The organism is Ralstonia flaminis, from assembly GCF_958415495.1.
GTDB lineage: Bacteria > Pseudomonadota > Gammaproteobacteria > Burkholderiales > Burkholderiaceae > Ralstonia > Ralstonia flaminis.
Genome location: NZ_CATZLL010000014.1, coordinates 146,470 through 169,329 on the forward strand (window position 1 = coordinate 146,470; position 22,860 = coordinate 169,329).

Annotated in this window: 22 protein-coding genes; 9 read left to right on the top strand and 13 right to left on the bottom strand. The window is 63.2% G+C overall.

Going from position 1 to position 22,860, the window contains the following annotated elements; all coding sequences use genetic code 11:
- Nucleotides 1–136 precede the first annotated feature (136 nt).
- From R2N11_RS20215 to R2N11_RS20245, 7 genes are all read right to left on the bottom strand, one after another.
- Nucleotides 137–1,369, bottom strand: a complete 1,233-nt coding sequence (locus R2N11_RS20215; RefSeq protein WP_316682166.1) for an NAD(P)/FAD-dependent oxidoreductase — start codon at nucleotides 1,367–1,369, stop codon at nucleotides 137–139.
- Nucleotides 1,366–1,704 (bottom strand): nitrite reductase small subunit NirD, encoded by a 339-nt coding sequence (gene nirD / locus R2N11_RS20220; protein WP_316682167.1) that lies wholly within the window; start codon nucleotides 1,702–1,704, stop codon nucleotides 1,366–1,368. The genes R2N11_RS20215 and nirD overlap by 4 nt, the downstream gene beginning before the upstream one ends.
- A 24-nt stretch (nucleotides 1,705–1,728) precedes the next feature.
- Nucleotides 1,729–4,284, bottom strand: coding sequence for a nitrite reductase large subunit NirB (gene nirB, locus R2N11_RS20225; protein ID WP_316682168.1), 2,556 nt, complete (start codon nucleotides 4,282–4,284; stop codon nucleotides 1,729–1,731).
- Nucleotides 4,285–4,297: 13 nt separating this feature from the next.
- On the bottom strand, nucleotides 4,298–5,620 hold the full coding sequence (locus R2N11_RS20230) for an MFS transporter (protein WP_316682169.1): 1,323 nt from the start codon (nucleotides 5,618–5,620) through the stop codon (nucleotides 4,298–4,300).
- Nucleotides 5,621–5,987: 367 nt separating this feature from the next.
- Nucleotides 5,988–6,278, bottom strand: a complete 291-nt coding sequence (locus R2N11_RS20235; protein ID WP_316682170.1) for a hypothetical protein — start codon at nucleotides 6,276–6,278, stop codon at nucleotides 5,988–5,990.
- Nucleotides 6,279–6,448: 170 nt separating this feature from the next.
- On the bottom strand, nucleotides 6,449–6,703 hold the full coding sequence (locus R2N11_RS20240; RefSeq protein WP_199029692.1) for a GlsB/YeaQ/YmgE family stress response membrane protein: 255 nt from the start codon (nucleotides 6,701–6,703) through the stop codon (nucleotides 6,449–6,451).
- Nucleotides 6,704–6,847: 144 nt separating this feature from the next.
- Nucleotides 6,848–8,392, bottom strand: a complete 1,545-nt coding sequence (locus R2N11_RS20245) for a methyl-accepting chemotaxis protein (RefSeq protein WP_316682171.1) — start codon at nucleotides 8,390–8,392, stop codon at nucleotides 6,848–6,850.
- 589 nt (nucleotides 8,393–8,981) lie between these two features.
- Here R2N11_RS20245 and R2N11_RS20250 point away from each other — a divergent pair.
- The 5 genes from R2N11_RS20250 (at nucleotide 8,982) to R2N11_RS20270 (ending at nucleotide 12,856) form a co-directional block, all read left to right on the top strand.
- A complete protein-coding gene (locus R2N11_RS20250; protein ID WP_316682172.1) occupies nucleotides 8,982–9,548 on the top strand; it encodes a GbsR/MarR family transcriptional regulator in 567 nt (188 codons plus the stop codon).
- A 19-nt stretch (nucleotides 9,549–9,567) separates the two neighbouring features.
- Nucleotides 9,568–10,941, top strand: coding sequence for a cytochrome ubiquinol oxidase subunit I (locus tag R2N11_RS20255; protein ID WP_316682173.1), 1,374 nt, complete (start codon nucleotides 9,568–9,570; stop codon nucleotides 10,939–10,941).
- Nucleotides 10,938–11,969 (top strand): cytochrome d ubiquinol oxidase subunit II, encoded by a 1,032-nt coding sequence (locus tag R2N11_RS20260; protein WP_199029700.1) that lies wholly within the window; start codon nucleotides 10,938–10,940, stop codon nucleotides 11,967–11,969. The genes R2N11_RS20255 and R2N11_RS20260 overlap by 4 nt, the downstream gene beginning before the upstream one ends.
- 63 nt (nucleotides 11,970–12,032) lie before the next feature.
- Nucleotides 12,033–12,338 (top strand): NIPSNAP family protein, encoded by a 306-nt coding sequence (locus tag R2N11_RS20265; protein ID WP_199029702.1) that lies wholly within the window; start codon nucleotides 12,033–12,035, stop codon nucleotides 12,336–12,338.
- A 14-nt stretch (nucleotides 12,339–12,352) separates the two neighbouring features.
- Complete coding sequence (locus R2N11_RS20270; RefSeq protein WP_199029704.1) at nucleotides 12,353–12,856, top strand: P-loop nucleotide/nucleoside kinase family protein; 504 nt, start codon at nucleotides 12,353–12,355, stop codon at nucleotides 12,854–12,856.
- Nucleotides 12,857–12,911: 55 nt separating this feature from the next.
- On the opposite strand, the gene R2N11_RS20275 is transcribed toward R2N11_RS20270, so the two are convergent.
- Nucleotides 12,912–14,342 (bottom strand): dipeptidase, encoded by a 1,431-nt coding sequence (locus R2N11_RS20275; RefSeq protein WP_316682174.1) that lies wholly within the window; start codon nucleotides 14,340–14,342, stop codon nucleotides 12,912–12,914.
- Nucleotides 14,343–14,467: 125 nt separating this feature from the next.
- Between R2N11_RS20275 and R2N11_RS20280 the strand changes: the two genes are divergently transcribed.
- The gene (locus R2N11_RS20280) at nucleotides 14,468–14,899 is read left to right on the top strand and encodes a PGDYG domain-containing protein (protein WP_199029708.1); all 432 of its coding nucleotides are present in this window, start codon (nucleotides 14,468–14,470) and stop codon (nucleotides 14,897–14,899) included.
- Between the two features lie 18 nt (nucleotides 14,900–14,917).
- On the opposite strand, the gene R2N11_RS20285 is transcribed toward R2N11_RS20280, so the two are convergent.
- Nucleotides 14,918–15,832, bottom strand: a complete 915-nt coding sequence (locus tag R2N11_RS20285) for a hypothetical protein (RefSeq protein WP_316682175.1) — start codon at nucleotides 15,830–15,832, stop codon at nucleotides 14,918–14,920.
- Nucleotides 15,833–16,008: 176 nt separating this feature from the next.
- Here R2N11_RS20285 and R2N11_RS20290 point away from each other — a divergent pair, with 176 nt between their 5' ends.
- On the top strand, nucleotides 16,009–16,905 hold the full coding sequence (locus tag R2N11_RS20290) for an oxygenase MpaB family protein (protein WP_199029712.1): 897 nt from the start codon (nucleotides 16,009–16,011) through the stop codon (nucleotides 16,903–16,905).
- A 3-nt stretch (nucleotides 16,906–16,908) separates the two neighbouring features.
- Here the strand turns inward: R2N11_RS20290 and R2N11_RS20295 are convergent, their stop codons facing one another.
- On the bottom strand, nucleotides 16,909–18,483 hold the full coding sequence (locus R2N11_RS20295) for an MDR family MFS transporter (RefSeq protein WP_199029714.1): 1,575 nt from the start codon (nucleotides 18,481–18,483) through the stop codon (nucleotides 16,909–16,911).
- A gap of 87 nt (nucleotides 18,484–18,570) precedes the next feature.
- Nucleotides 18,571–19,521 (bottom strand): LysR family transcriptional regulator, encoded by a 951-nt coding sequence (locus tag R2N11_RS20300; RefSeq protein WP_199029716.1) that lies wholly within the window; start codon nucleotides 19,519–19,521, stop codon nucleotides 18,571–18,573.
- Between the two features lie 127 nt (nucleotides 19,522–19,648).
- On the opposite strand from R2N11_RS20300, the gene R2N11_RS20305 reads away from it, so the two are divergent.
- Complete coding sequence (locus R2N11_RS20305) at nucleotides 19,649–20,275, top strand: FMN-dependent NADH-azoreductase (protein ID WP_316682176.1); 627 nt, start codon at nucleotides 19,649–19,651, stop codon at nucleotides 20,273–20,275.
- Nucleotides 20,276–20,404: 129 nt separating this feature from the next.
- Here the strand turns inward: R2N11_RS20305 and R2N11_RS20310 are convergent, their stop codons facing one another.
- Nucleotides 20,405–20,551 carry a hypothetical protein gene (locus tag R2N11_RS20310; protein WP_167313284.1) on the bottom strand — a complete coding sequence of 49 codons (147 nt, stop codon included), beginning with the start codon at nucleotides 20,549–20,551 and terminating at the stop codon, nucleotides 20,405–20,407.
- A gap of 457 nt (nucleotides 20,552–21,008) precedes the next feature.
- On the opposite strand from R2N11_RS20310, the gene R2N11_RS20315 reads away from it, so the two are divergent.
- Complete coding sequence (locus R2N11_RS20315; RefSeq protein ID WP_269848268.1) at nucleotides 21,009–21,137, top strand: hypothetical protein; 129 nt, start codon at nucleotides 21,009–21,011, stop codon at nucleotides 21,135–21,137.
- Between the two features lie 24 nt (nucleotides 21,138–21,161).
- Here the strand turns inward: R2N11_RS20315 and R2N11_RS20320 are convergent, their stop codons facing one another.
- Entirely contained in the window at nucleotides 21,162–22,238 is a 1,077-nt protein-coding gene (locus R2N11_RS20320) for a serine hydrolase family protein (RefSeq protein WP_316682177.1), read from the bottom strand.
- Nucleotides 22,239–22,860 lie beyond the last annotated feature (622 nt).

The following is a 22,860-nucleotide window of genomic DNA, read 5'->3' on the forward strand; positions in this document are numbered from 1 at the left end:
TCAAACAAGCCTCCTTCCTTTTTCCGCCCGCTTACAAAAATTCAAGGCGCCATCTAGGGCCGGAACGTCAAAGGCCAAACCATCTCCGTGCACGCGGTGTCGCCGAGTTGCGCTTTGGTCGAGTCGCCTTGGTTCATCACGCGGCCTCTGCTTCGCAGAGTGCTCGGCCGAACAACAGGCGCTGGCGGATCGGCGTGATGGGCGTCTGGCGCTGGATCAGGTCGAAATACCACGGGCCGTCGGCCACGTCGCCATACAGCACTGCGCCGACAACACGTTCGTCTTTGAGCACGAGGCGCTTGTAGACGCCGCGGCGCGGGTCGCGCAGCACGATGTCTTCGGTACCCTCGCCGCCGATGAAGTCGCCGGCTGAGTAGAGGTCGACGCCCGTGACCTTGAGCTTGGTCGCCGTGGCCTGCTGGATGTAGCGGCGGTGGCCAGCACCGGCCAGATGCGCGGCACACACACGGGCCTGGTCCCAGATGGGGGCCACCAGGCCGAAGGTGGCGCTGCGGTGCTGCACACATTCGCCCACGGCGTAGATGCGCGGATCGTAGGTCTGCAGCGTGTCGTCCACGACGATGGCGCGTTCGCAATGCAGGCCGGCGGCACGCGCGAGTTCAATGTTGGGACGTACGCCGGCCGTCATGACGACGAGGTCGGCGGGAATCTCGGAGCCATCTTTAAAACGAATGGCCGTCACGCGATCTGTGCCGAGCAACTCGGCCGTGTGCGCGCCCAGTAGGAAGCGCAGGCCCTTGGCCTCCAGCGCCTTCTGCAGCAACTGCGCGGCGGGCTTGTCGAGCTGGCGCTCCATCAGCGTGTCCGGCAGGTGCACTACGGTCACGTCCATGCCCTGGCGCATCAGACCGTTGGCGGCCTCCAGCCCGAGCAGACCACCGCCGATGACCACGGCATGCCGATGGTTGCGCGCCGCCTCCAACATCGTCTCCACGTCCTGAATGTCGCGAAACGCGATCACGCCCGGCAGCATGTGACCCGGCACCGGCAGGATGAAGGGTCGCGAGCCGGTGGCGATCAACAGGCGGTCATAGCGCATCTCCACACCATCGCGCGAGCGCACCGTACGGCGCGGGCGGTCGATGGCCACCACCGGGTCACCCGCATGCAGCGTGATGTGGTGCTGCGCATACCACTCGCGCGTGTTGAGCATGATGTCGTCAACCTGCTTCTCGCCCGCCAGCACTGGAGACAGCAAGATGCGGTTGTAGTTACCGTGCGGCTCTTCGCCAAACACGGTGATGTCGTACAGGTCCGGCGCCAGCTTGAGCAGCTCTTCGACCGTGCGCATGCCGGCCATGCCGTTGCCGATGACGATGAGCTTGGGGCGCACAGACTCGGTGTTCATGCCAACACCCATACCTTGCCGCCTTCGACCTTTGCGGCATACGCATGCACCGAGTTGGCCGGCGCCTCAAGGCACTCGCCTGTCGCCAGATCGAAGTGCTGCTTATAGATGGGCGAAGCCACAACGATGCGATCGCCCAGACTGCCGACCAGCCCACGTGAGAGCACGGCCGCATCGGAGTTCGGATCGTAGTTGCCGATGGCGTAGACACGCTGCGGTGTGTCGCCCCCGACATGAAACACAGCGACTTGCTCATCGCCCACCAGCGCACACACGCCGGTGTTCGGGACAATATCGTCCAGGGCGCAGATGGGGGTCCAGCGGTTGGCTTGCATGGCGATTTCCTTGTCCTCAGGCACTCAGGCAGCTTCAGCAACAACAGGAATGCGCACGGGGCGCGTCTTGCTGCGCTCTTCCAGCGTGGCGGGGCGAATCTGGCCGCGCTCTTCAACGAAGACGACGTTCGCATCGTTCGCGTCGCTGTTGACGAAGTGGCGGAAGCGCTTGCGCACGTCCGGGTTCGTCACGGCGGTCTTCCATTCGTCTTGGTAAGTGTCGACCACGTGCTGCATCTCGGCTTCCAGTTCAGCCGCAATACCCAGCTTGTCGTTGATAACCACGTCCTTCAGATAGTCTAGTCCGCCTTCCAGGTTGTCGCGCCACGTGCTGGTACGTTGCAGGCGGTCTGCGGTGCGCACGTAGAACATCAGGAAGCGGTCGACGTATTTGATGAGCGTGTCTTGGTCGAGGTCCGCCGCCAGCAGTTCGGCATGCCGGGGCTTCATGCCGCCGTTGCCGCACACGTAAAGGTTCCAGCCCTTTTCGGTGGCGATGATGCCGACGTCCTTGCCCTGTGCTTCAGCGCACTCACGCGTGCAGCCCGACACGCCAAACTTCAGCTTGTGTGGTGAACGCAGGCCCTTGTAGCGGTTCTCCAGCGCCACCGCAAAACCCACTGAATCGCCCACGCCATAGCGGCACCATGCGGAGCCCACGCACGACTTCACCGTACGCAGCGATTTGCCATACGCGTGGCCCGATTCAAAGCCGGCTGCGATCAGTTCTTCCCAGATCAGCGGCAGTTGTTCGAGGCGCGCGCCGAACAGGTCCACGCGCTGGCCGCCGGTGATCTTGGTGTACAGGCCGTACTTCTTGGCGACCTGGCCCACGGCGATCAGCCCATCGGCCGTCACCTCACCGCCCGGCATGCGCGGCACCACGGAGTACGTACCGTCCTTCTGGATGTTGGCAAGAAAATAGTCGTTGGAATCCTGCAGGCTGGCGTGCTCTTTCTTGAGCACAAACTCGTTCCAGCACGAAGCCAGGATGCTCGCCGCTGCAGGCTTGCAAATATCGCAGCCCATGCCCTGGCCGTGCGCTTTGAGCAGCGCCTCGAACGATTGGATGCGGCCCACGCGCACCAAGTGATACAGCTCCTGGCGCGAATACGGGAAGTGCTCGCAGATGTGGTTGTTGACGGCCAGGCCTTGCTTCTTCATCTCGGCCTTCATCACCTGCGTCATCAGCGGCACGCAACCGCCGCATGAGGTGCCGGCCTTCGTCGCATCCTTGAGCATGCCCACGGTGGTGGCGCCGCTGCACACGGCCTGACACAGCGCGCCCTTCGACACGTCGTTGCACGAGCAGATCTGCGCGCTGTCAGGCAGCGCATCCACGCCCAAGGCTGGGCGAGTGTGGCCATCAGCTTGCGGCAAGATCAGGAATTCCGGCGCCTCCGGCAACTCGATGCGGTTGAGCATCATCTGCAGCAGCGTGCCGTATTCGGCTGCGTCGCCCACCAGCACGCCGCCCAGCAGGTACTTGCCGTCTTCCGACACCACTAGCTTCTTGTAGATCTGCTTGCGCTCATCGGTGAACTGCACGCTGCGGCTACCCGGCGTCGAGCCTTGCGCGTCGCCCAGGCTGGCCACGTCCACCCCCATCAGCTTGAGCTTGGTGCTCATGTCGGCGCCGGTGAAGGTGGTTTCTCCATCAGCGGCCAGAATTCGCTTGGCAGTGATGCGCGCCATCTCGTAACCCGGTGCCACAAGGCCGTAGACCTTGCCGCCCCACAGTGCGCATTCGCCAATGGCGTACACATCCGGCGCGGAGGTACGGCACTCGGAGTCAATCACGATGCCGCCGCGCTCGCCCACTTCCAGGCCGCAGGCGCGTGCGAGTTCGTCACGCGGGCGGATACCGGCGGAGAAGACAACCATGTCGGCGTCCAAGTGCGTGCCGTCGGCAAAGTTCAGGCGGTGCGTACCGTCTTCACCGTCAACAATCTCCACTGTGTTCTTCTGCGTGTGGACGGTCACGCCCAGGTCTTCGATCTTCCGGCGCAGCATGCGACCGCCGCCATCGTCCACCTGCATCGCCATCAGGCGGCCGGCAAATTCCACCACGTGCGTCTGCAGATGCATGTCGCGCAGGGCCTTGGCGCATTCCAGCCCCAGCAGGCCACCGCCAATCACCACACCGGTCTTGGCGCGCTGGCCGCACTCGGCCATTGCCTCCAGGTCTTCGATGGTGCGGTAGACGAAGCAATCCTTGCGGTCCTTGCCCGGCACTGGCGGCACGAACGGTGAGGAGCCCGAGGCAATCACCAGCTTGTCGTACGGCAGCACCTCGCCGGTAGAGGTCGTCACTGTTTTGGCCGTGGTGTCGATGGCGGTAGCGCGCACATTCAGCTTGAGCACCACGTCGTCGCGGTCAAAGAAGCCGGGGGCCACCAGCGAGAGGTCTTCCGCCGTTTTTCCGGCAAAGAATTCCGACAGGTGCACACGGTCGTACGCGGGGCGCGGCTCTTCGCACAGCACCGTCACGTGCAAGTGATGGCCGGGGGCATGCAGCAGGCTTTCCAGAAACTTGTGGCCTACCATCCCGTGGCCGATGACGACGATCTTCATGGTCATGGCGTTGTTCTCCTTAGGCATTGCCGGCCGCTGCCAGCGTGTTGTCGTACAGCGCCTGTTCACGCGCCTTGTGTTCTGCCGAGAAGCGCACCGCGATCGCGCAGACGGCGGAGGTCGCCACCAGCACGCCCAGGATGGACAACGTGGCCTGCGTATCGCCCATGCCCTTGAGCAGGAAGCCCGCCGCCACCGCGCCGGCGTTGCCGCCCGCGCCGATGATGCCGGCCACGCCACCCAGCGCGCGGCGATCAATGAACGGCACCAGCGCATACGTCGCGCCGCACGCCATGTGGGTGAACAGGCCAAAGCCGAGCATGGCCAGCACCGCCACCGTGGCACTGCCGGCGTGGGAAAAACCAAACAGGCCCAGGCCCTCGCCCACCATCAGCAGGCACAGCAGTTGGGTGCGGGCATCGAGACCTCGCTTGGCCGCCACGCGGTCCGACACGATGCCGCCCAGTGCACGGGCAAACAGCGCCAGCAGGCCGAAGCTCGCCGCGGCCATGCCGGCAGCCGAGAGCGACAGCCCAAAACGATCAACATAGAAAGTCGCCGCGATGTTATGGATGAAGATCTCCACGCCAAAGCACGCGCCGTAGGTGATGAACAGCAACCACACGCGGTAGTTGCCGGCTGCCGTGACGAAGCTGCCCCAGCCGCCTTTCTTGCCACCGTCGATGGTCTTACCGGCGGCGCGCAGCTCATCGAAGTTGCCTTCTGGGCAATCCTGCGTGTAACGCCAGTACAGCGCCGCGACGATCAGCATGGCCACACCCGGCACCACCATGGCGAGGCGCCAGCCCAGGCTTTGCGTCACGCCCATCATCACGATGGCGGTCAGCAGCAGCGGCATCGTGCCCTGCGCCACGCCGCCGCCCGCATTGCCCCAACCAGCCGCCGCCGCGTTGGCGGTACCCACCACATTGGGCGCGAACATGACCGAGGTGTGGTACTGCGTGATGACGAAGCTCGCGCCAATCGCACCAATCGCCAGGCGGAAGAACAGGAACGCCTCGTAGCTCTGCGCCGTTGCCACACCCAGCACAGGGACGGCCCCCAGCACCAGCAGCCCGGTATAGGTTTTGCGCGGGCCGAAGCGGTCGCACAAGGGGCCGACAATCAGCCGCACAAGAATCGTCACCGCCACCGCTGCAATGTTGATGTTCGCGATCTGCCCGGGGGTGAGATGAAACTCGCCCTTGAGCACCGGCATAAGGGGCGCGCAGGCAAACCACGCATAGAAGCACACGAAGAACGCGAGCCACGTCAGATGAAAGGCGCGCATCTGCGGCGTGCGCAGGCTGAACAGATCGATTCGGGTGGCTTTGCCGGTCATGTCGAATCCCGCTTCCGAAAAAAAGAAAGGCGCCCGAGAACCGGGCTGCACTTGCCAGGTTCTGGGACGCCGTTGTCCAAATGGCCCTGAGCACCAGAGCCTTCACCACGAAGAGCGCGAATCGCCATTGACCCGCGCAACGGTGCTATGCAACAGGTGTGCCAGCACCTAGAACCCTTGATCTGTAGAGGTTTACCGCGAGTGTGCACGGCCGCCGTGCCTCGCACGCGGGCAGCGGGAAGCACGGTTTCGGTGCGTAAGCGATTCCTTATGGTGCGACACAACAAACGCGGCGCGCGTCAATGGAAGACGATCGACGCACCACGCGTGAGCGCCAAAAGAACGCTGAGGTAGATACGGAAGGGGGTCAGTACCCGTGCGTAACGAGCGACAGCACCGACAGATCCGGATGCGTGCCGTCGACAATGCTGCGCGCGACGTGCACAGCCTCCTCCATCGCAGCTTCCGGGCTGCGGAAGCTGTCGTCGCCATCGGCGTGGAAAGGCACCACGTGGCCGGGCTGCGCAGGGTTAGCGCCGGGGTGGCAGACGTAACCGGTATAGGTGTATCGGGTGTTGTCGGCCCGGATTGGGCTGGGCGACACGTGAATCTCGAACCCTTCGTAGAGTTCTTGCGGCGGAGATAGCTGGTCAGACATGGTGGTCTCGCTTGGTTAGCGTGTGCCTGCCGCGCCTGCGCTTGTGGCGCGGCTTGGCTGTCTTGTACAACCAGTCTAGGTGATGCGGAGCGTTGTGGAATTCGGCGGTTTTTGGGGTATTGGGGCACAACGGCCAGGCCCCGCCGGGGGCCTTGGCCGCACCCCTATCGCTACGCGCGTTTGATGAGCCGGAGGATGAACAGCAGGATCACCGCACCAATCACCGCCGTAATGATCGAGCCGATCCACCCGCCGCCCATCGAGATGCCGAGCACTCCTGCCAGCCATCCACCGATGAATGCACCAACAATGCCGACCACGATGTCGACGAAGATGCCAAAGCCGCCGCCCTTGACCAGCAGACCGGCCAGCCAGCCAGCCACTGCGCCAATGATCAACCAGGCAATCAAACCGTGTGAGGCCATGTTTCCGCTCCAGAGAATGTGCGTTGTGAGGGACGTTGCTGCATAGGCATAGTAGGCGAAGACAGCGCAATCGCCATGTGGCGACTACGCTGTTTTTGCAATTACCGAGTGCATGCAACGGCTCACGCGCAAACGCAAAGTGACTCAACGGAACACGTTCACAGCCTCCACCAGGCGCGTGGCCTGAATACGCAAACCTTCCGCAGCCGCCGCGCTCTGCCCGACCAGGGTAGCGTTTTCCTGCGTGACCTGATCCAGGTGGATGACCGCCTGGCTGACCTGCGTGATGCCATCGGTTTGCTGCGCAGTGGCCAGGCTGATGTCAGCGATCATGGACGACACCTTTTTGACCTGATCGACGATGTCTTCCATGGTTTTGCCGGCCTGATCAACCAGTCGCGAGCCCGATTCCACCTTGTCGACGCTGGTGCCGATCAACGCCTTGATCTCCTTGGCCGCGCCGGCGCTGCGTTGCGCGAGGGCACGCACCTCGCCGGCCACCACCGCAAAACCACGCCCCTGCTCACCGGCGCGCGCAGCCTCCACGGCAGCATTGAGCGCCAGGATGTTGGTCTGGAAGGCAATGCTGTCGATCACGCCGATGATGTCGGCAATCTGCTTGGCGCTCTGCGAAATCGCGCTCATTGTCTCCACCACCTCTTCCATGGCACGCCCACCGTTGAGCGCAGCCTGCGTAGCCGCTCCAGACAGTGTGTTGGCCTGCCCGGCAGTTTCCGCATTGCTGGCCACGGTGGCAGTCATCTGCGTCATCGAGCTGGAGGTCTCCTCCAGGCTGGCCGCGGCCTGTTCAGTGCGGATGTTGATGTCGCCATTGCCCTTGGCGATCTCCTGGCTGGCCGATTGCACGTTGATGACCTGCTCAGCCACGTCGTCGATCAGCCAGCGGAACATCAGGCCCAGCTGGCTGATGGAGCGCAGCGTCATGCCGATCTCGTCCACGCGGTTCATCATCGCGACTTTCTGATTCTCGCCCGAGGCAACGGTCAGCGCCTGCTCGAGCATCTTTTCAAGCGGCGTAGCGATCTGCACCTTCAGCGACCATGAAGCGAGCACCAGCATGGCCAGCTCCACAATGGCAAAACCACCGAGCGCGGCACCAGACAGCCCAAACGCCCATGCCACTGCCAACAGGGCCGGCAACAACGTCAGGAAGGTCAAGCGAATACGCCAGCGCACCGGCATCACCTGAAACATCGAGCGCCAGGCCATCAACCCGGTACGCACGATCAACCCCTTGTGGAACTTGCGGCTGCCGGCCTGGCCGGTGCAGAAATCCTTGTACAGCGCCTCGGCAGCCGCAATCTCTTCGCGCGTGGGCTTGGTGCGCACCGACATATAGCCCGTCGGCTGGCCGTTGCGTACCACCGGCGTGGCATTGGCACGAACCCAATAGTGGTCGCCGTTCTTGCGGCGGTTCTTGACCAGCGCCGTCCAGGGCTGCCCCGCCTTGAGGGTGGCCCACATATCGGCAAAGGCTTCACGCGGCATGTCTGGGTGACGCACGATGTTGTGCGGCTGGCCTTCGATCTCCTCTCGCGAAAAACCACTGACCTCGACGAACGCGGCGTTCGCGTAGGCGATGTAGCTCTGGGTGTCGGTGGTCGACATGAGCGTGGCGTTGTCGGGGAACTCGTATTCGTGTTGGGTCACCGGTTCGTTGACACGCATGATGGGGCTTCTCCTTGCTGATTTGTTTTGCAAACGAATTTTCGGCAAGAAACTGAATTTATTAAGACAAAAATCCCCCCCTCTTTCGGAGGGTACCAACCAAAAACAGGTCAGCCTCTGTATAAATCCGTAGATGAGAGTGACTTTTATCTATTGCAATTCGACACGCCAATCGACATTCAAGATGTCATATCAGGTCAGCAAAAACCCCTTATACAGCAAGGAATGTGATGCTCAACCTTCATTATCTGTGTCAATGGAAAACGCGGCACAAAGGTAATCCTTTCCTCACTCATGAGAGCCGTTTTTATTATTCAAAAAATAACCTTTGATAATTACTCATCTGGGTTAATTTTCTAATTTTTACCGCATAACTGCCTAGTCAACATCAATCGCCATACGTTTGCTTGACAATTTCATTCACATGAAAAGGCCCTAAGAAGTGCGGGAAGATGGAGGCGCATGCCATCCGGTCGGCGACCTGCTGCGACGCTCGCTTGCGGGGTGCCGCGACAGCGCGCCGCATTGTGCAAGCGCACAAGACGACTAAACTTTCAGAAATTCCTGAAAATTGAGAAAGATCAAAACCATGCAACTTTCTCCCTTGAAACAGCGCTTCGTCCTGCACTTTGGCGAGATGGGCAGCCGCTGGGGCATCAACCGCACGGTCGGGCAGATCTACGCCCTGCTCTACGCCGCGCGCGAGCCGATCAACGCCGACGAGATTGCCGAGGCGCTCGGCTTCTCGCGCTCGAACGTGAGCATCGGCCTGAAGGAGCTGGAGTCGTGGAAGCTGGTGCGCCTCTCGCACAAACCTGGCGACCGGCGCGAATATTTCTCTGCCCCCGACGACATCTGGACCATCTTCCGCACGCTGGCCGAAGAACGCCGCAAGCGTGAGATCGACCCCACGCTCACGCTGCTGCGCGACGTGATGCTCGAATCTCCCGCCGACCCGGATGACCGCCACGCCCAGGCCCGCATGAAGGAGATGTACCAGCTCATCACGCTCATGACCAACTGGTTTGACGACGTACAGAAGCTGGATGCCGACTCCTTGCAGCAGCTCATGAAGATGGGCGCCAAGGTCCACAAGCTGCTGGAAGTGAAGAACAAGCTGGCCGTTGTCGTTGGTGGCGGCAGCAAGAGCAAGTAGTCAGCACCTGAGAAGAACCATGTCACTCGATCCTGTTGTACTGGCGCGCATCCAGTTCGGCGCCAACATCACCTTCCACATCCTCTTTCCCACCATCAGCATTGCACTCGCATGGGTACTGCTGTTCTTCAAACTGCGCTATCGCAAAACGGGCGATGAAGCCTGGATGGCCGCGTATCGCCTGTGGGTGAAGGTCTTTGCACTGACCTTTGCGCTGGGCGTCGTGTCGGGCGTCACGATGAGCTTTCAGTTCGGCACCAACTGGCCGGGCTACATGAACACCGTGGGCAACATCGCCGGGCCGCTGCTGGCGTATGAAGTGCTGACCGCGTTCTTTCTGGAGGCGAGCTTCCTCGGCATCATGCTGTTCGGCACGGGCCGCGTAAGCCAGCGCGTCCATACGTTCGCCACGTTCCTCGTCGCGCTGGGCACGACCATCTCGGTGTTCTGGATCATCGCGCTTAACTCGTGGATGCAGACGCCCACCGGCTACGTGATGATCGACGGCCGCGCGCATCCGCAAAGCTGGCTGGCGATCATCTTCAACCCGTCGTTCCCATACCGGTTCACGCACATGCTGCTGGCCTCGGGGCTGACGGTGTCGTTCCTGCTGGCGGGGCTCTCGGCGTATCGCTGGCTGCGCAACGACCGTGGCGCCGACGTGCGCGCCGCCCTCAAGACCGGCGTGGTGCTGGCTGCAATGTTGATCCCCTTGCAGATCGTTGCAGGCGATGCGCACGGCCTGAACACACTGGAGCACCAGCCGGCCAAGCTGGCCGCCATGGAAGGCATCTGGCAGACCGAGCGCGGCGTGCCAGCCGTGCTGTTCGGCATTCCGGACGAAGCCACGCGCAGCAACCGTTTCGAGATCGCCGTGCCCAAGCTGGCGTCGCTGTATCTCAAGCATTCGCTCGATGGCGAGGTGCGTGGGCTGGACCAGTTCGACCAGCATCCGCCCGTGCTGCCGGTGTTCTTTGCGTTCCGCCTGATGGTCGGCGTGGGGATGCTGATGCTGGCCGTGTCGTGGGCAAGTGCCTGGCGCCTGCGCCGTGGTGGTGAGTTGCCGCGCTGGCTGGCACGCACCCTGGTGGCGATGACGTTCTCCGGCTGGGTGGCCGTGATCGCCGGCTGGTACGTCACGGAAATCGGCCGCCAGCCGTGGCTCGTCTACGGCGTGCTGACCACCGCGCAGGCCGCCTCCACCGTGCCCGCCCAGATGATTGGCAGCACGCTGGCGATGTATCTAGCGCTGTACGCCTTCCTCATCGCCTCATACATCGGTGTGGTGTTCTACCTGGCCCGCAAGGCCGGCGGCGCCATCGACCCGACTGACGCCGACGTGCCAGCCAAGCACAGCCCCCAACCTTCCGCCCCCGTCGCGAGCCACGCATGAGCACCATCCCTGACCTTACCCAACCCGCCGGCTGGCTGCCGGTGGTCTTCATGGCCCTGATGGGCATTGCCGTGCTGGCCTATGTGGTGCTGGACGGCTACGACCTGGGCGTCGGCATCCTGCTGCGCCGCGCCGATGATGCCGAGAAGGACACGATGATCGCTTCCATCGGCCCGTTCTGGGATGCGAACGAAACCTGGCTCGTACTCGGCGTCGGCCTGTTGCTGGTGGCGTTTCCTGCTGCGCACGGCGAAATCCTGGGCGCGCTGTACCTGCCCGTCGCCATCATGCTGTTCGGGCTGATCCTGCGCGGCGTGGCATTCGACTTTCGCGTCAAGGCGCGCGCACACCACAAGCCGTGGTGGAACCGCGCGTTCTATGCGGGCTCAGTCATCGCCACCGCGGCACAGGGCCTGATGCTGGGGCTGTACATCACGGGCTTCCAGTACGACACGGCCAACGTCATCTTTGCACTCTGCACGGCGGGCGGGCTCATTGCAGGCTACCTGCTGCTAGGCGCCACGTGGCTCATCATGAAGACGGAAGGCGCGCTGCAATTGCGCGCGGTGCAGTGGGCGCGCGGCAGCCTGTGGTTCACCGCGCTGGGCGTGGCTGCGGTGTCGCTGGCCACACCGTGGGTCAGCACACGCGTGTTCGACAAGTGGTTTGCATTGCCCAACATCATTCTGCTGGCGCCCGTGCCGCTGGTGACGATCGCGCTGTTCGGCCTGATCGACTGGGTGCTGCGCCGACTGCCCAAACAGATCGCCAAGGGAGATGAACACCTGATCTGGGCGCCCTTCGTGGGCACCGGCGCGATCTTCCTGCTGGCCTTCAATGGCCTGGCCTACAGCCTGTTCCCGTATCTGGTGGTGGACCAGCTCGACATCTGGCAGGCCGCCAGCGCGCCGGAGTCGCTCGAATTCATGCTGGTGGGTGTGGCCATCGTGCTGCCGACCATCGTTGGCTACACGATCTACTCGTACAAGGTGTTCCACGGCAAGGCGACAGAGCTGCGGTACTACTGAGATTGACGACGCGGCGGGCAGGCATTTAGGCTCACAGCCTTTCCCCTCTCGCCCGCACACGCCATGATCACCTGCTACCTCCGCTACATCATCAATCCGGCCCGGCTTGTTGAGTTCGAGACCTACGGCAAGATGTGGATTCCGCTGGTCGAGAAATTTGGCGGCCAACACCACGGCTACTTTCTGCCGTCCGAAGGCGCAAACAACGTCGCGCTGGCCTTGTTCTCGTTCCCAAGCCTCGCGGCATACGAGGTCTATCGGGAACAGTCGAAGCGCGACCCTGCGTGCATCGCCGCCTTTCAATATGCAGACGAAACCGGCTGCATCGTCAGTTACGAACGCAGCTTTTTCCGCCCGGTGTTTTCCTGACCCGCCACACAAACATGCCAACCATTCATCTGGTGGAAGGACCTGTTGGTGCGGGAAAGACAACCTACGTTGAACGCCTGCGCCATCAGCATCGTGCACCGAGCCTGATCCTGGATGCGTGGTTCGTTCAGTTGTTCAGCCCAGACCGGCCCGCCGACGGCCTGTTGCCGTGGTACATCGAACGGAAGGAACGTTGCCTGTCGCAAATCTGGGCAACGGCCAGCGACATCCTGGACGCCGGACACGATGTCATTCTTGAACTCGGCCTGTTGGAAAAAAGCAGCCGCCAACGCTTCTACGCGCGCGTTGAAGACACAGGTCACCCGCTCAAGATCTACGTGCTGGACGCCTCCAGAGATATCCGCCGCGAACGGGTTCGTACGCGTAATCGAGAGAAAGGTGCGACGTTCGCCATGGAAGTCCCAGATGCATTTTTCGAGATGGCGAGTGATCGGTGGGAGCCGTTTGATGACATGGAGCAGGAGCTGTACGACGTGCGCCTGATTACAACCGGCTGATCAGCCCATCACAGGCCATACGACGCCCCATACACACCCAATCGCCGCACAGGTATCAGCCAACCGTCGCCTCAAACACGCGCCGATAGTTGCCGCCAAGAATCTGCCCCACCTCTGCCTGCGTGAAGCCTGCCTGCAGCAACGCAGCCGCCAGCGCAGGCAACTGCTTGTAGCTGGTGAATACCGGCGGCTTGATGAAGCCGAGCATGTCGGTACCCAACCCCACGTGCGCCACGCCCACCACATCCACCATCCGCTTGATGCCCGTCGCCATGGCATCCAGGTTGGGGAAGTCCGCCGCATTGGGCCATACGCCGATCACGCCGCCCGTATCCGCCACTGCGCGCGCATGCTCTGCCGAAATCAAACGGCTGCGCGCCCTCGGCGATCCTGAGAGCGCCGTGTGCGACAGCACCAGCGGCTTGGTCGTGGTTGCCGCTGCCCGCTTGACGAGGTCATACGTGCCGTGCGCCACATCCACGACAATGCCCAGCGTATTGCAGCGTCGTACCACCTCGGCACCGAAGTCCGTCAGACCGCCATGCACAGGCGGCTCGGTCTGGATGTCGCCAAGCTCGTTCACACGGTAGTGCGTGAGTTGCAGTTGCCGCAGACGATGCTGTGTGTAGGCCTCGTCCACACGCTCAATGCGGCCTTCCAGAAAGTCAGCACCCTCCGACGCAATGATGACGCTCGGCCCCTGTGTGCCAACGTCCGCCAACGATGCGGCATCCGTCACCACATGCAGCTGCTCTTTGTCGATCAAGCGCTGGGCACGCGCAAACTCGGTCATGCCGAGCTGGTACAGCTCACCGGGCTCAGGCGTACGGAAGGCCTCGAAGCGGTTGCCGCTGGCCGCCACGTGCACGGCAGTGGTATCGGTGACGATGGCCAGGCAGATGACGTTCATGCCGCCTGCGCGCATCGGCTCAGCTACCGGCAGAAACGGCCGGTTGGCGCCGATCTTGGGATCGCGCGAGACGATCACGCGGCCGGCGTGGCTGTGGATGTCGATCGTGAGTGCGCCCGGTAGTGGCGTCCAAGTGGTATCCGCCCCGGCCTCGCCTTCGGTGTAGTTGGCAAAGCGGCCAGGCGCGCAGGCCGCCAGCCCCAACGCGGCGCCGGCGGCCAGGAACACGCGGCGGCTCACGCGTGCCGATTGGGCCGCGGGCTGAGCTGCCGTCGGTGCGGCTGTCACCAGTTGATAGCGCCAGCCCGCCGGATCATCCTGCAAGCGCAGCAGGCGGCCGCGCAAGCGGATAACGTCATCGCCCATGCGCACCGGCTGCGTGGCGAACACCTCGATACTCGTCGCCGGACAGCGGGGCATGCAGCCGCCACAGCAAGGCGCGTCTGCCGAGAGCAGAAAGTAGCTTGCCGACTGCGCGGCCGCATCGAGCGGCATCGCCCAACCTTCCATCTCGACGATGGTGTCGTGCAAGGCATCCGCCCCGCGTGTCTCGATGAGGGTCCAGTCGATCGGCATGTGCGCTCCAAGGGGTTGGGCTGCCGCATTGTGCGCTCGACGCTGCGGCGCTTCCAGCGCATTCGCGTTACCCTTATGCCCTTCGCTGCGGTATGCGTCTTACTTTGTCTTACAGCCCCTGCTTCATGCCCACCCTGCAACATGTCGACCTGCGCACCGACCCCGCCGCGCGCCCCTTCGTCAAGGACGAGACCGTCCAGGTCGATTTCGCCACGCAGCCCGGCGAGCTGATGAGCCTGGAAGGCCCCAACCGCTATGCGCCCGGCGATGCCCTCATCACGGGTTCAACGGGTGAGCGCTGGGTGGTCTCGCGCGAGCGCTTCGATGCCAAGTACCTGCCGGCAGACACATCGCTCACGCATGGATTGGCCGGCGCGTATCGCAACCGCCCGAGCGTGGTGCTCGCCAAGCAGATGCGCGAGCCTTTCTCGATGGCCCGATCCGAAGCGGGCGACGTGCTGCACGGGCAAGCCGGAGACTGGGTCCTGCAATACGCCCCCGGTGATTACGGCGTCGTGCAGGCACAGCGCTTCGCCAAGGTCTATCGCCCAGCGTAAGGCGGCGGTCCTGCTGCGCTATTGCGCCGTCTGCTGGCGCTCAACCTCGTGGTGCTTCATCTGCAGGTAGTCCTGCCGTTCAACTTCGTGCAACTGCTGCGGATACTGCTCGGTGGCACTGAACCACGTTGTCAGCCGCTGCTGCAGGCGCTTGTCCGACGGTGCGGAGAGCGATTTCAGATACGCATCGATGGCGAGGTAGTAGCGCATCGTGTTGCGCTCCAGCAGGCCGCGTACGCCGCCCACGTATTCGGGCGCCGCGCCCGGCGACTCGGCCGCCTTGGTAAAGCCGACCTTGTTGCTGCCGACGGTGGCAAGGTACGTGCGCATCGCCAGCCGGCCAGCAGTGCCATAGCCATACGTATAGGTCAGGTGCAGGAAGGTGTGATTGCCGCCGGCCGGTGAGGGAATCGCCTCCAGCACGATGCGGTAATCCCTTGTGCTGAATGGGCCGGAATCCGCACTGAGTTCCACACGGAAATAGTCCGCATTGCTGACGACCGGGTGATAGCCGAATTCAAGGCGGTAGCTGCTGGAAAGCGTCTGCTCCACCTTGCGGCCCAGGTTCACGTCGAGCACGCCTGCGCTGGCGCCCGACGCGGCATGGCAGTACTTGATGTTCAGATGCAGGATCAGCACATCGCACCAGTTGGCGGGGCCTTGCGCCGGGTCGCCCAGCGCGCCGCTCACGGTGGCAAACGGGTAATCGACCACGCTGTAGATGTCGCCCTTGAGCATGTTGGGCGTCTCGGTCGATTCCAGCACCAGCGGGCGATGGAACGCGTTGTCGGCCAGTTGCTGTGCGAGGCTCTGATACTTGTCGCGCAAGGCTTGCCCGCCTTCGGCCGCCCACGCTTGCGCACACAGGCCAACGGCAATCAGCAAACCAATGCATCGGCAAAACAAGACGGAGGAATGGAGTCTGGCGTGCATGCTGTTCTCGTCGGGCGTGATCTGCATTCTAGGAGAGCCGAATGCAACAGGCCCAGCAACAAGCGATCCACATGCCTGGCAGGTCGTGCGGCGTTCTGTCATCACGGCGGGAGACCGGGCCGCCCGTTAAAATGGAGGCATTCACCTCTCGCGCCATCCGGCACCAATTCGGCACCATGCTCTCCCCGCTTGCAACGCTGCGCGAACGCATCGCCAATCAGGTCCGCGGTCTGACGCGCCCCACCGGTGGCCTCACGCTCGACATCGCCTCGCCGCCCGGCGACCCCGGCCTGTTCGGCCCAGATGCCGTCTGCTGGCAGGTCCATGCCGACTTCCCCTCGATGATGGCCGGCGGCATCAGTGCCTTGCTGCTGCAGGCGCTGCACCCGCGTGCCCTGGCCGGCGTGTGGGATCACTCCAACTTCCGAGAAGACCTGCAAGGGCGCCTGGGCCGCACCGCTCAGTTCGTGGCCGGCACCACCTACGGCAGCCGGCACGACGCGCTGACACTGATCGAACACGTCAAAGTCATCCACGGCCGCATCCAGGGCATTGCCCCCGATGGGCGCCCCTATTCCGCCAACGATCCGGATCTGCTCACCTGGGTGCACGTGGCTGAAATGTCGAGCTTCCTGGCGGGCTATCTGCGCTATGTGGATGGCAGCCTGAGCGGTGCCAATCAGGACCGCTACTTTGAAGAGACCGCATTGATTGCCGAACTGCTGGGCGCTGCCGACGTACCGAAATCACGCGCAGCGGTGCAGGCTTACCTGAACGCGATGCGCGCCGAACTGGTGGCAAGCGATCGCACCCGCGCCGTGGTGGAAGTCTTGATGACATGGCAGGCACCACGGCCGGGGCTGCAACCGGCGGTGCGCCTTTTTCTCGACGCCGGCATCCAGTTGTTGCCGCCGTGGGCCACGCAGATGCTGCAACTGGAGCGCCCACCGTTGCGCGCCGCCTTCAGCGCAGCTGCCATGCGCACCGTGGCGCCGACGCTGCGCTGGGCGCTGCATGACGGCAGCGTCGTGCGCCGTGCCCGGCGCCGGGCACTCGCGCCGAGCATTTCGTAGCGATTAATCCACCACTGCGTGCGCGACTGACACCTTGCCGCGCAGCGCTTTTTCCTCAAGCCGCACAATCAACAGCGGCGAGATGACCGACACGGCTGCAGCAAAGAAGAACAGATGGCGGAACGCCGTCTCGCCCTCGCGTTGCAAAGCTTGTGCGTTGGCACTGTTGCTGGCAAGCGCCGCGTGGAACAAATCCATCAGCAGATCCCCACCAGCAGCCACCTGCGCCTCTGGCGCGGCCTGACGCAGCAGCGCGATCAGCACCGACGTGAGCACCGCCACGCCCACCGCGCCACCCAGCAGGCGTGAGAACGCCGTGAGCGCCGTGGCCAGCCCCACGGTTTCCGGCGGGACGGCATTCTGCGTCGCCACCAGCCCGGTCGGGAACTGCACGCCAATCGCCAAGCCCAGCACGATCATCGCCAAGGTCAGAGCCAGCACGCTGTGCGGGTCCAGCAAACCCAGTGAAGCCACGGCAAACGGCACCACGCAGGCACCACAGATCATCAGCGGCTTGTAGCGGCCGCTGTGCGTCATCCACTTGCCGGCAAGGAAGGCTCCAAACGGAATCGACAGCGTAAGCGGCACCAGACGCAGTGCGGCGGCATCGGGGCTGGCACCCGCCACCATCTGAAAGCGCAGCGGCATCAACACCGACGTGGCGATCAGTTGGAAGAAGCACAGGAACAGCGCCAGGCAGCAGATCGTGACCGTGCGCACACGGAACATCGACAGCGGAATGATCGGCTCGGCCGCGCGGTTTTCCTGCCAGACGAAGGCGCCCAGCACCACCACCGCCCCCACCAGCAGCCCGAGGTTGTCGGGCTGCATGAGCGGCACGCCCTGGCCCACGCGCGTGATCATGATCAGCAGCGCGGTCAACCCCACGGCAAACAGCACGACACCCGGCACGTCGATCGGGCGACGCTGATGCGCCACCGGCAGGTGTCGCAGTGCGCGGCGTACCACCACCAATGCGACGAGTCCCAGCGGCAGGTTGATCCAGAAGATCCAGCGCCAAGACAGGTAGTGCGTCAGGTAGCCGCCGATCACCGGGCCGGCCAGGCTGGCCATGGCCCACATGCCGCTCACGTAGCCCTGGTAGCGGCCGCGCTCGCGCAACGGCACCACGTCGGCAATGGTGGCCTGAGCCACCGAGATCAGCCCGCCGCCGCCGAGCCCCTGCAGCACGCGCGCCACCAGCAGCATCGGCATGCTGGTCGCCAGCGCACACGCCACCGAGGCCAGCACGAACAGCGCAATGGCCGTCGTCAGCATGGCGCGACGGCCATACAGATCGCTCAGCTTTCCGTAGATGGGCGTGACCACGGTGGAGGCCACGAGGTAGGCCGATACCAGCCACGCCATCAGCGCAAAACCGTTGAACTCCCCCGCGATGACGGGCAACGCCACCGCGACAATCGTTTGCTCCAGTGCGCCCAGCAAGATGGCGAGCATCAGGCCGCCCATCACCACCATCACCGGAATCTCGGGCACCGGCGGTGCATCGAGCGAGGCGGCCAACGGCGTGGTCGCGGTATCGGGGGTGGGCGATTCGAGGTTCGGGCGGGAGGACATGGAGACGCGTGCGAGCACCCTGGAGGCGTCACACAAAGGCAGGAACGAAGCCCCTGATGATACTGCCGATCCGAATTCGTTGCAGCGTCAACGATTGAGGTTGACGTCGTCGCCCTCGTAGCAGCGGGTGAGCACCTTTTCGGTCAATGGGGGCATTTCCGCCGCCAGCAGTTCGATAAATGCTCGCACCGCCGGCACCAGCCCGCGCCGCGACGGAAACACCGCGTGAAACTGGTGCGTTTGCAGCTTGTAGTCGGCCAGCAATTGCACGAGCCGGCCTTCCTGCAGCGCTTCAGCACACACGTTGTACGGCAGCCGCCCCACCCCCACGCCGCCGATGGCGCTCAGGCCGAGCAGGCGAAGGTCATCGGTGGCGAGCACCGCTTGGCATTCGATCTCAACGGCCGCACCATCCGGCGCGGTCAGGCGCCAGCGCGATCGTTCACCGCTGAGGGACCCCAACCACAGTCCGGCCACACCCTGCAGTGATTCCGGTGTGTCGAACGGCCCGTGCTCGGCCACAAACTCGGGGCTGGCGACCAGCACCTGATGGCTCACACCAAAGGTCCGCACGATCAGGTTGGAATCGTCCAGCGTCGAGCGCACGCGCAATGCCACGTCATACCCCTCGCCAATCACATCCACCCGGCGGTTGGTCACGTCCAGCTCCAGGCGCACGTCCGGATGGGCACGCAGGAATCTCGGTATGACCGGTGCCAGAAACAGGCTCGACACGCCCACGGGGCAACTCACGCGCAAGCGGCCTGAGGGCTTCTCTCCAGCATGCTCGGCCACTTCCAGAGCGGCGCGCGCGGCCTGGGTCATGGTCTCGCAATGCGCATAGAACGCTGAGCCGACATCGGTGACGTGCACCGCACGCGTTGACCGCTGCAGCAGCCGCACGCCCAGCCGCGCCTCCAGATCTGCCACGCGGCGGCTCACGCGCGACTTGGGGATACCCAATGCCCGCGCGGCGCCGGAAAAGCTGCCGTGCGTCACTACGCTGGCAAACAGGACGAGGTCGTTCAGGTCTTCCATGGCCGTTCTCCGAGATCCACGCGCATTGTCTCACCCATAGAACGATGTGTGTCGATTCGACCCACTACTGGAACTTGGTGCGCCGCACTATCTTTGCAGCAACCCACCTTTTTCTTGGAGAGACACCATGCAAGTCCTTCACATCGATTCCAGCATCCTCGGCGACGCTTCGGCCTCGCGCATCCTGACCGCTGCCATCGTCGACGAACTGCGCCGTGAAAACCCCGACGCCATCGTCGCCCGCCGTGACCTGGCCGTGGAAGCCATCCCCCACCTGGACGGCGCCATTGCCGCTGGCTTCCGTGCCACGGGCAGCAACGATTTTGACGATGCCACCCGTGCTGAACACGCCCGCTCGGAAGCACTGGTCAACGAACTGCTCGCCAGCGATGTGATCGTGGTTGGCGCCCCCATGTACAACTTCTCAGTGCCAAGCCAGCTCAAGGCCTGGGTTGACCGCGTGGCGCAAGCCGGCCGTACGTTCAAGTACACGGAAAAGGGCCCGGCTGGCCTGGCAGGCGGCAAGAAGGTCATCGTCGCGTCGACGCGCGGCGGTGTGTATTCGACCGGTCCGGCCGCAGGGTTGGACTTTCAGGAAGCCTATCTGAAGGCGGTGTTCGGCTTCTTCGGCATTACCGACGTGCAATTCGTGCGCGCTGAAGGCCTGGCCATGGGCCCGGATGCCCGTACGCAAGCCATGGAAGCCGCACACACTGCGATGCGCGATGTGGTGAACCAGGCCGTGGCAGCCTAAGCGAAACCAAGCGCGACGCGACAAAGCGCGTCGCCGAGGATTCTTGCAACGCCTAAACGGGCGCCTGCAGCAATGCGGCGCCCGTTTTGCATGGGCAAGCAGAATGCAGAAAAGGCCCGGCCCGGTGGCTTATTCGTCGCGGTGTTCGCGCGCCTGATGGATGGCTTCCAGGGCACGGCGCGTACGCAACTTGCGCCACATCACCGGCACGACAATCGCAGTGGCGATCAGGCACGGCACGGCCCAGGCAATGGTGGATTCCAGAAAAGTCGTCATGATGCGTTCCCCCCAACACATAGTGCCGACGCGCGCGGTCAGGTTGGCGCGCATCGCTTAGTCCCCGCAGGGCGTCGTTGCGCCCTGACATGTCTCTATGAACAGCTATCGGCGCCGGGTTTTCAGACTTGAATGCCCAACGTTTGCTGTTTGATGTATTTCCTGCCTATCGCGGCAATCTGTCAATAGATTGACGATAAGTTCGTGGAACATTGTGGCGCACCCCAGACAGGCCCGCATCGGCGTGGCGCGGTCGCTTACCAGTGCACTTCGCTTCACGGTCTGCTCGCAAAGGTAACGGCAAGTTACGTCCGCCCATACGCGAGCGCGGCAAAGACAGCCCGAGCCGTCGATTGGCAGCCCAGGCATCGCAGTTTTTCTTACAAACGGTAAAGCGCGGTTGCGAGGCATTTCCATAGAGTGAGGCCAAGTCCAACAACACACCCGGAGCCTCATCATGAAACGCACGATTGCCCTACTGATCCTTGCCGCTGCTGCCGCAGCCTCGCTGAGCGCCTGCGTGGTCGTACCGGCCGGCGGCTACTACGGCCCGCACTACTATCACCCGTACTACCGCGGTTATTGATCGCCGGGGCATATGCCCGGCTGATCAGTCACCGGCGTCGGCGCTGCCGGCTTGCTCGTTCTCAGCGGGGGATTGCTGTGCGCGTCCCTCGGCAAAGGCCTTGCGGATCAGCGCGCCACATGCCGCACTGCGCACGTAGGCACGCGGGGCAAGCGTCTCGCGCACGATCATGCCGTAGTAGCGCTTGTCGGCGGTGACCCACGGATAGAAGCCGAACGCTCCGGGTGAGCTGAACGCCCGATCGCCGCCGGGCTGGTCTTCGATCCAGTAGTTGAGCGCGTAGTGCCACGGCAGCGCGGCGGGCGTACTCACTGCGGTGGGGCAACTGCCGGGCTCGGTGCATACAGCATGCTGACCGAGCATCTTGCCGAGCAGGTAATCGCCCCGGATCAGCCGGCGCAGAAACTGCCCGTACGCCGCCGGCGTGGCGATCATGCCGCCAGCCGGCTCCGGCGCCAAGTACTTGATGCCGAGCGGTTTGTCGGCATCCCGCATGCCGGGCGTGTGGCCAAGCTCGCGATCCAATTCGTCACTAAGCGTAGCCGCATCGGCGCTGCCCAAACCGAGGTCGACCAGCAGCTTCTGGTCATGACCGCCGTTGTAGCTGAACCGGCCAACATGGCCTGGTGTGAAGGCATCGTTGCGCCCACGACGAAAGCAGCTCTGCACCGTGTCATTGCGATTGCAGAGGAGCGGATTGAGCGCGTCATAGCCCGAGCGCATGGTGAGCGCGTCGATCTCGACCGGCGTGAGCTTGCCGCGCATGCGCTCGACCACGTAGGCGCCAAACACCCACTTGGAGGCAGACGCGAGCCGCACCGTCTTGTTAGCGCCAATGCGCTGACCCTGCTGGCCTTGCATGAGCACGCCGCTGGCGTCGCCGATTTCCCAGTAGTAGTCGCCCAGGCGCTGGCAATAACCAGCGTGCGCCAGTGTCGATTCAACAGCGGCACGGCGCGTCGCCAGACTCGGCTCCTGCGCACAGGCCGCGTCCGTCATGCCAATGACCCCGACTGCCCCCACGGCTGCCAGCACGGCGGCCGAACAGCGGCCAAGCCCTGCCAGCGCCCGAGGCTTCCGGGCGCGTTTTGCTTCCGTCATGTGTGGTTTCCTGCTTTTTTATGGTGTTTTGTAGCCGCCAGCACTCTACCGCGTGTTGGTGGCGTTTCCTACCTCGTGACGTTGACATCGCACCGCAACATCCGAGCGTTGGAAATGGGGAACGACTCTAGTCGTCCCACCTTGCGGGATGATTGTCTGGTTTGCCTCCGATTCGCTTGAAACGTAAGCGTTTGCGTCTCCGATAATCGCCTTCGCAACCCAAAAAACCTCAGCATATTCCCTCCCTCATTAGGTCTTAGATCACACAGACGTGAGCCAAATGGAGTAGAGAAATCATGCCAAGGCGCACTAGCGCTCCGCGTAGAGTGTCCTAGAATGCAACCAAAGAAAAACAGAATTAAACAAAACTAAATTCACAGCAAAACAAGGCTGTCGGGAGCAAGCCATGGGAACGATGAAACGGGGAAGCGTGGGACTATCAGCCCGCTTGGGGTGGGAACGACACACTGTCAACTGGCAGGTCATTCCAACGCGACGGCGCTTGTTTCAAACGTCACGCCTTCCGCCGACACGTATTCCTGTTATTTTGCTCTGGCTGCTGGTGATTTCCATCGCAATTGGTATCGGCCGTGTGCTGCTGCAGCGATTGTGGTGACCATAA

Excerpts from the sequence above, each read along its gene's own strand:
- R2N11_RS20265 (WP_199029702.1), top strand. The coding sequence starts at position 12,033 with ATGATCACCTGCTACCTCCGCTACATCATCAATCCGGCCCGGCTTGTT.
- R2N11_RS20230 (WP_316682169.1), bottom strand. The coding sequence starts at position 5,620 with ATGACCGGCAAAGCCACCCGAATCGATCTGTTCAGCCTGCGCACGCCG.
- R2N11_RS20245 (WP_316682171.1), bottom strand. The coding sequence starts at position 8,392 with ATGCGTGTCAACGAACCGGTGACCCAACACGAATACGAGTTCCCCGAC.
- R2N11_RS20300 (WP_199029716.1), bottom strand. The coding sequence starts at position 19,521 with ATGGAAGACCTGAACGACCTCGTCCTGTTTGCCAGCGTAGTGACGCAC.
- R2N11_RS20240 (WP_199029692.1), bottom strand. The coding sequence starts at position 6,703 with ATGGCCTCACACGGTTTGATTGCCTGGTTGATCATTGGCGCAGTGGCT.
- R2N11_RS20235 (WP_316682170.1), bottom strand. The coding sequence starts at position 6,278 with ATGTCTGACCAGCTATCTCCGCCGCAAGAACTCTACGAAGGGTTCGAG.
- R2N11_RS20275 (WP_316682174.1), bottom strand. The coding sequence starts at position 14,342 with ATGCCGATCGACTGGACCCTCATCGAGACACGCGGGGCGGATGCCTTG.
- R2N11_RS20280 (WP_199029708.1), top strand. The coding sequence starts at position 14,468 with ATGCCCACCCTGCAACATGTCGACCTGCGCACCGACCCCGCCGCGCGC.
- R2N11_RS20285 (WP_316682175.1), bottom strand. The coding sequence starts at position 15,832 with ATGCACGCCAGACTCCATTCCTCCGTCTTGTTTTGCCGATGCATTGGT.
- R2N11_RS20260 (WP_199029700.1), top strand. The coding sequence starts at position 10,938 with ATGAGCACCATCCCTGACCTTACCCAACCCGCCGGCTGGCTGCCGGTG.
- R2N11_RS20295 (WP_199029714.1), bottom strand. The coding sequence starts at position 18,483 with ATGTCCTCCCGCCCGAACCTCGAATCGCCCACCCCCGATACCGCGACC.
- R2N11_RS20320 (WP_316682177.1), bottom strand. The coding sequence starts at position 22,238 with ATGACGGAAGCAAAACGCGCCCGGAAGCCTCGGGCGCTGGCAGGGCTT.
- R2N11_RS20290 (WP_199029712.1), top strand. The coding sequence starts at position 16,009 with ATGCTCTCCCCGCTTGCAACGCTGCGCGAACGCATCGCCAATCAGGTC.
- nirD (WP_316682167.1), bottom strand. The coding sequence starts at position 1,704 with ATGCAAGCCAACCGCTGGACCCCCATCTGCGCCCTGGACGATATTGTC.
- R2N11_RS20310 (WP_167313284.1), bottom strand. The coding sequence starts at position 20,551 with ATGACGACTTTTCTGGAATCCACCATTGCCTGGGCCGTGCCGTGCCTG.
- R2N11_RS20250 (WP_316682172.1), top strand. The coding sequence starts at position 8,982 with ATGCAACTTTCTCCCTTGAAACAGCGCTTCGTCCTGCACTTTGGCGAG.
- nirB (WP_316682168.1), bottom strand. The coding sequence starts at position 4,284 with ATGACCATGAAGATCGTCGTCATCGGCCACGGGATGGTAGGCCACAAG.
- R2N11_RS20315 (WP_269848268.1), top strand. The coding sequence starts at position 21,009 with ATGAAACGCACGATTGCCCTACTGATCCTTGCCGCTGCTGCCGCAGCC.
- R2N11_RS20270 (WP_199029704.1), top strand. The coding sequence starts at position 12,353 with ATGCCAACCATTCATCTGGTGGAAGGACCTGTTGGTGCGGGAAAGACA.
- R2N11_RS20215 (WP_316682166.1), bottom strand. The coding sequence starts at position 1,369 with ATGAACACCGAGTCTGTGCGCCCCAAGCTCATCGTCATCGGCAACGGC.
- R2N11_RS20305 (WP_316682176.1), top strand. The coding sequence starts at position 19,649 with ATGCAAGTCCTTCACATCGATTCCAGCATCCTCGGCGACGCTTCGGCC.
- R2N11_RS20255 (WP_316682173.1), top strand. The coding sequence starts at position 9,568 with ATGTCACTCGATCCTGTTGTACTGGCGCGCATCCAGTTCGGCGCCAAC.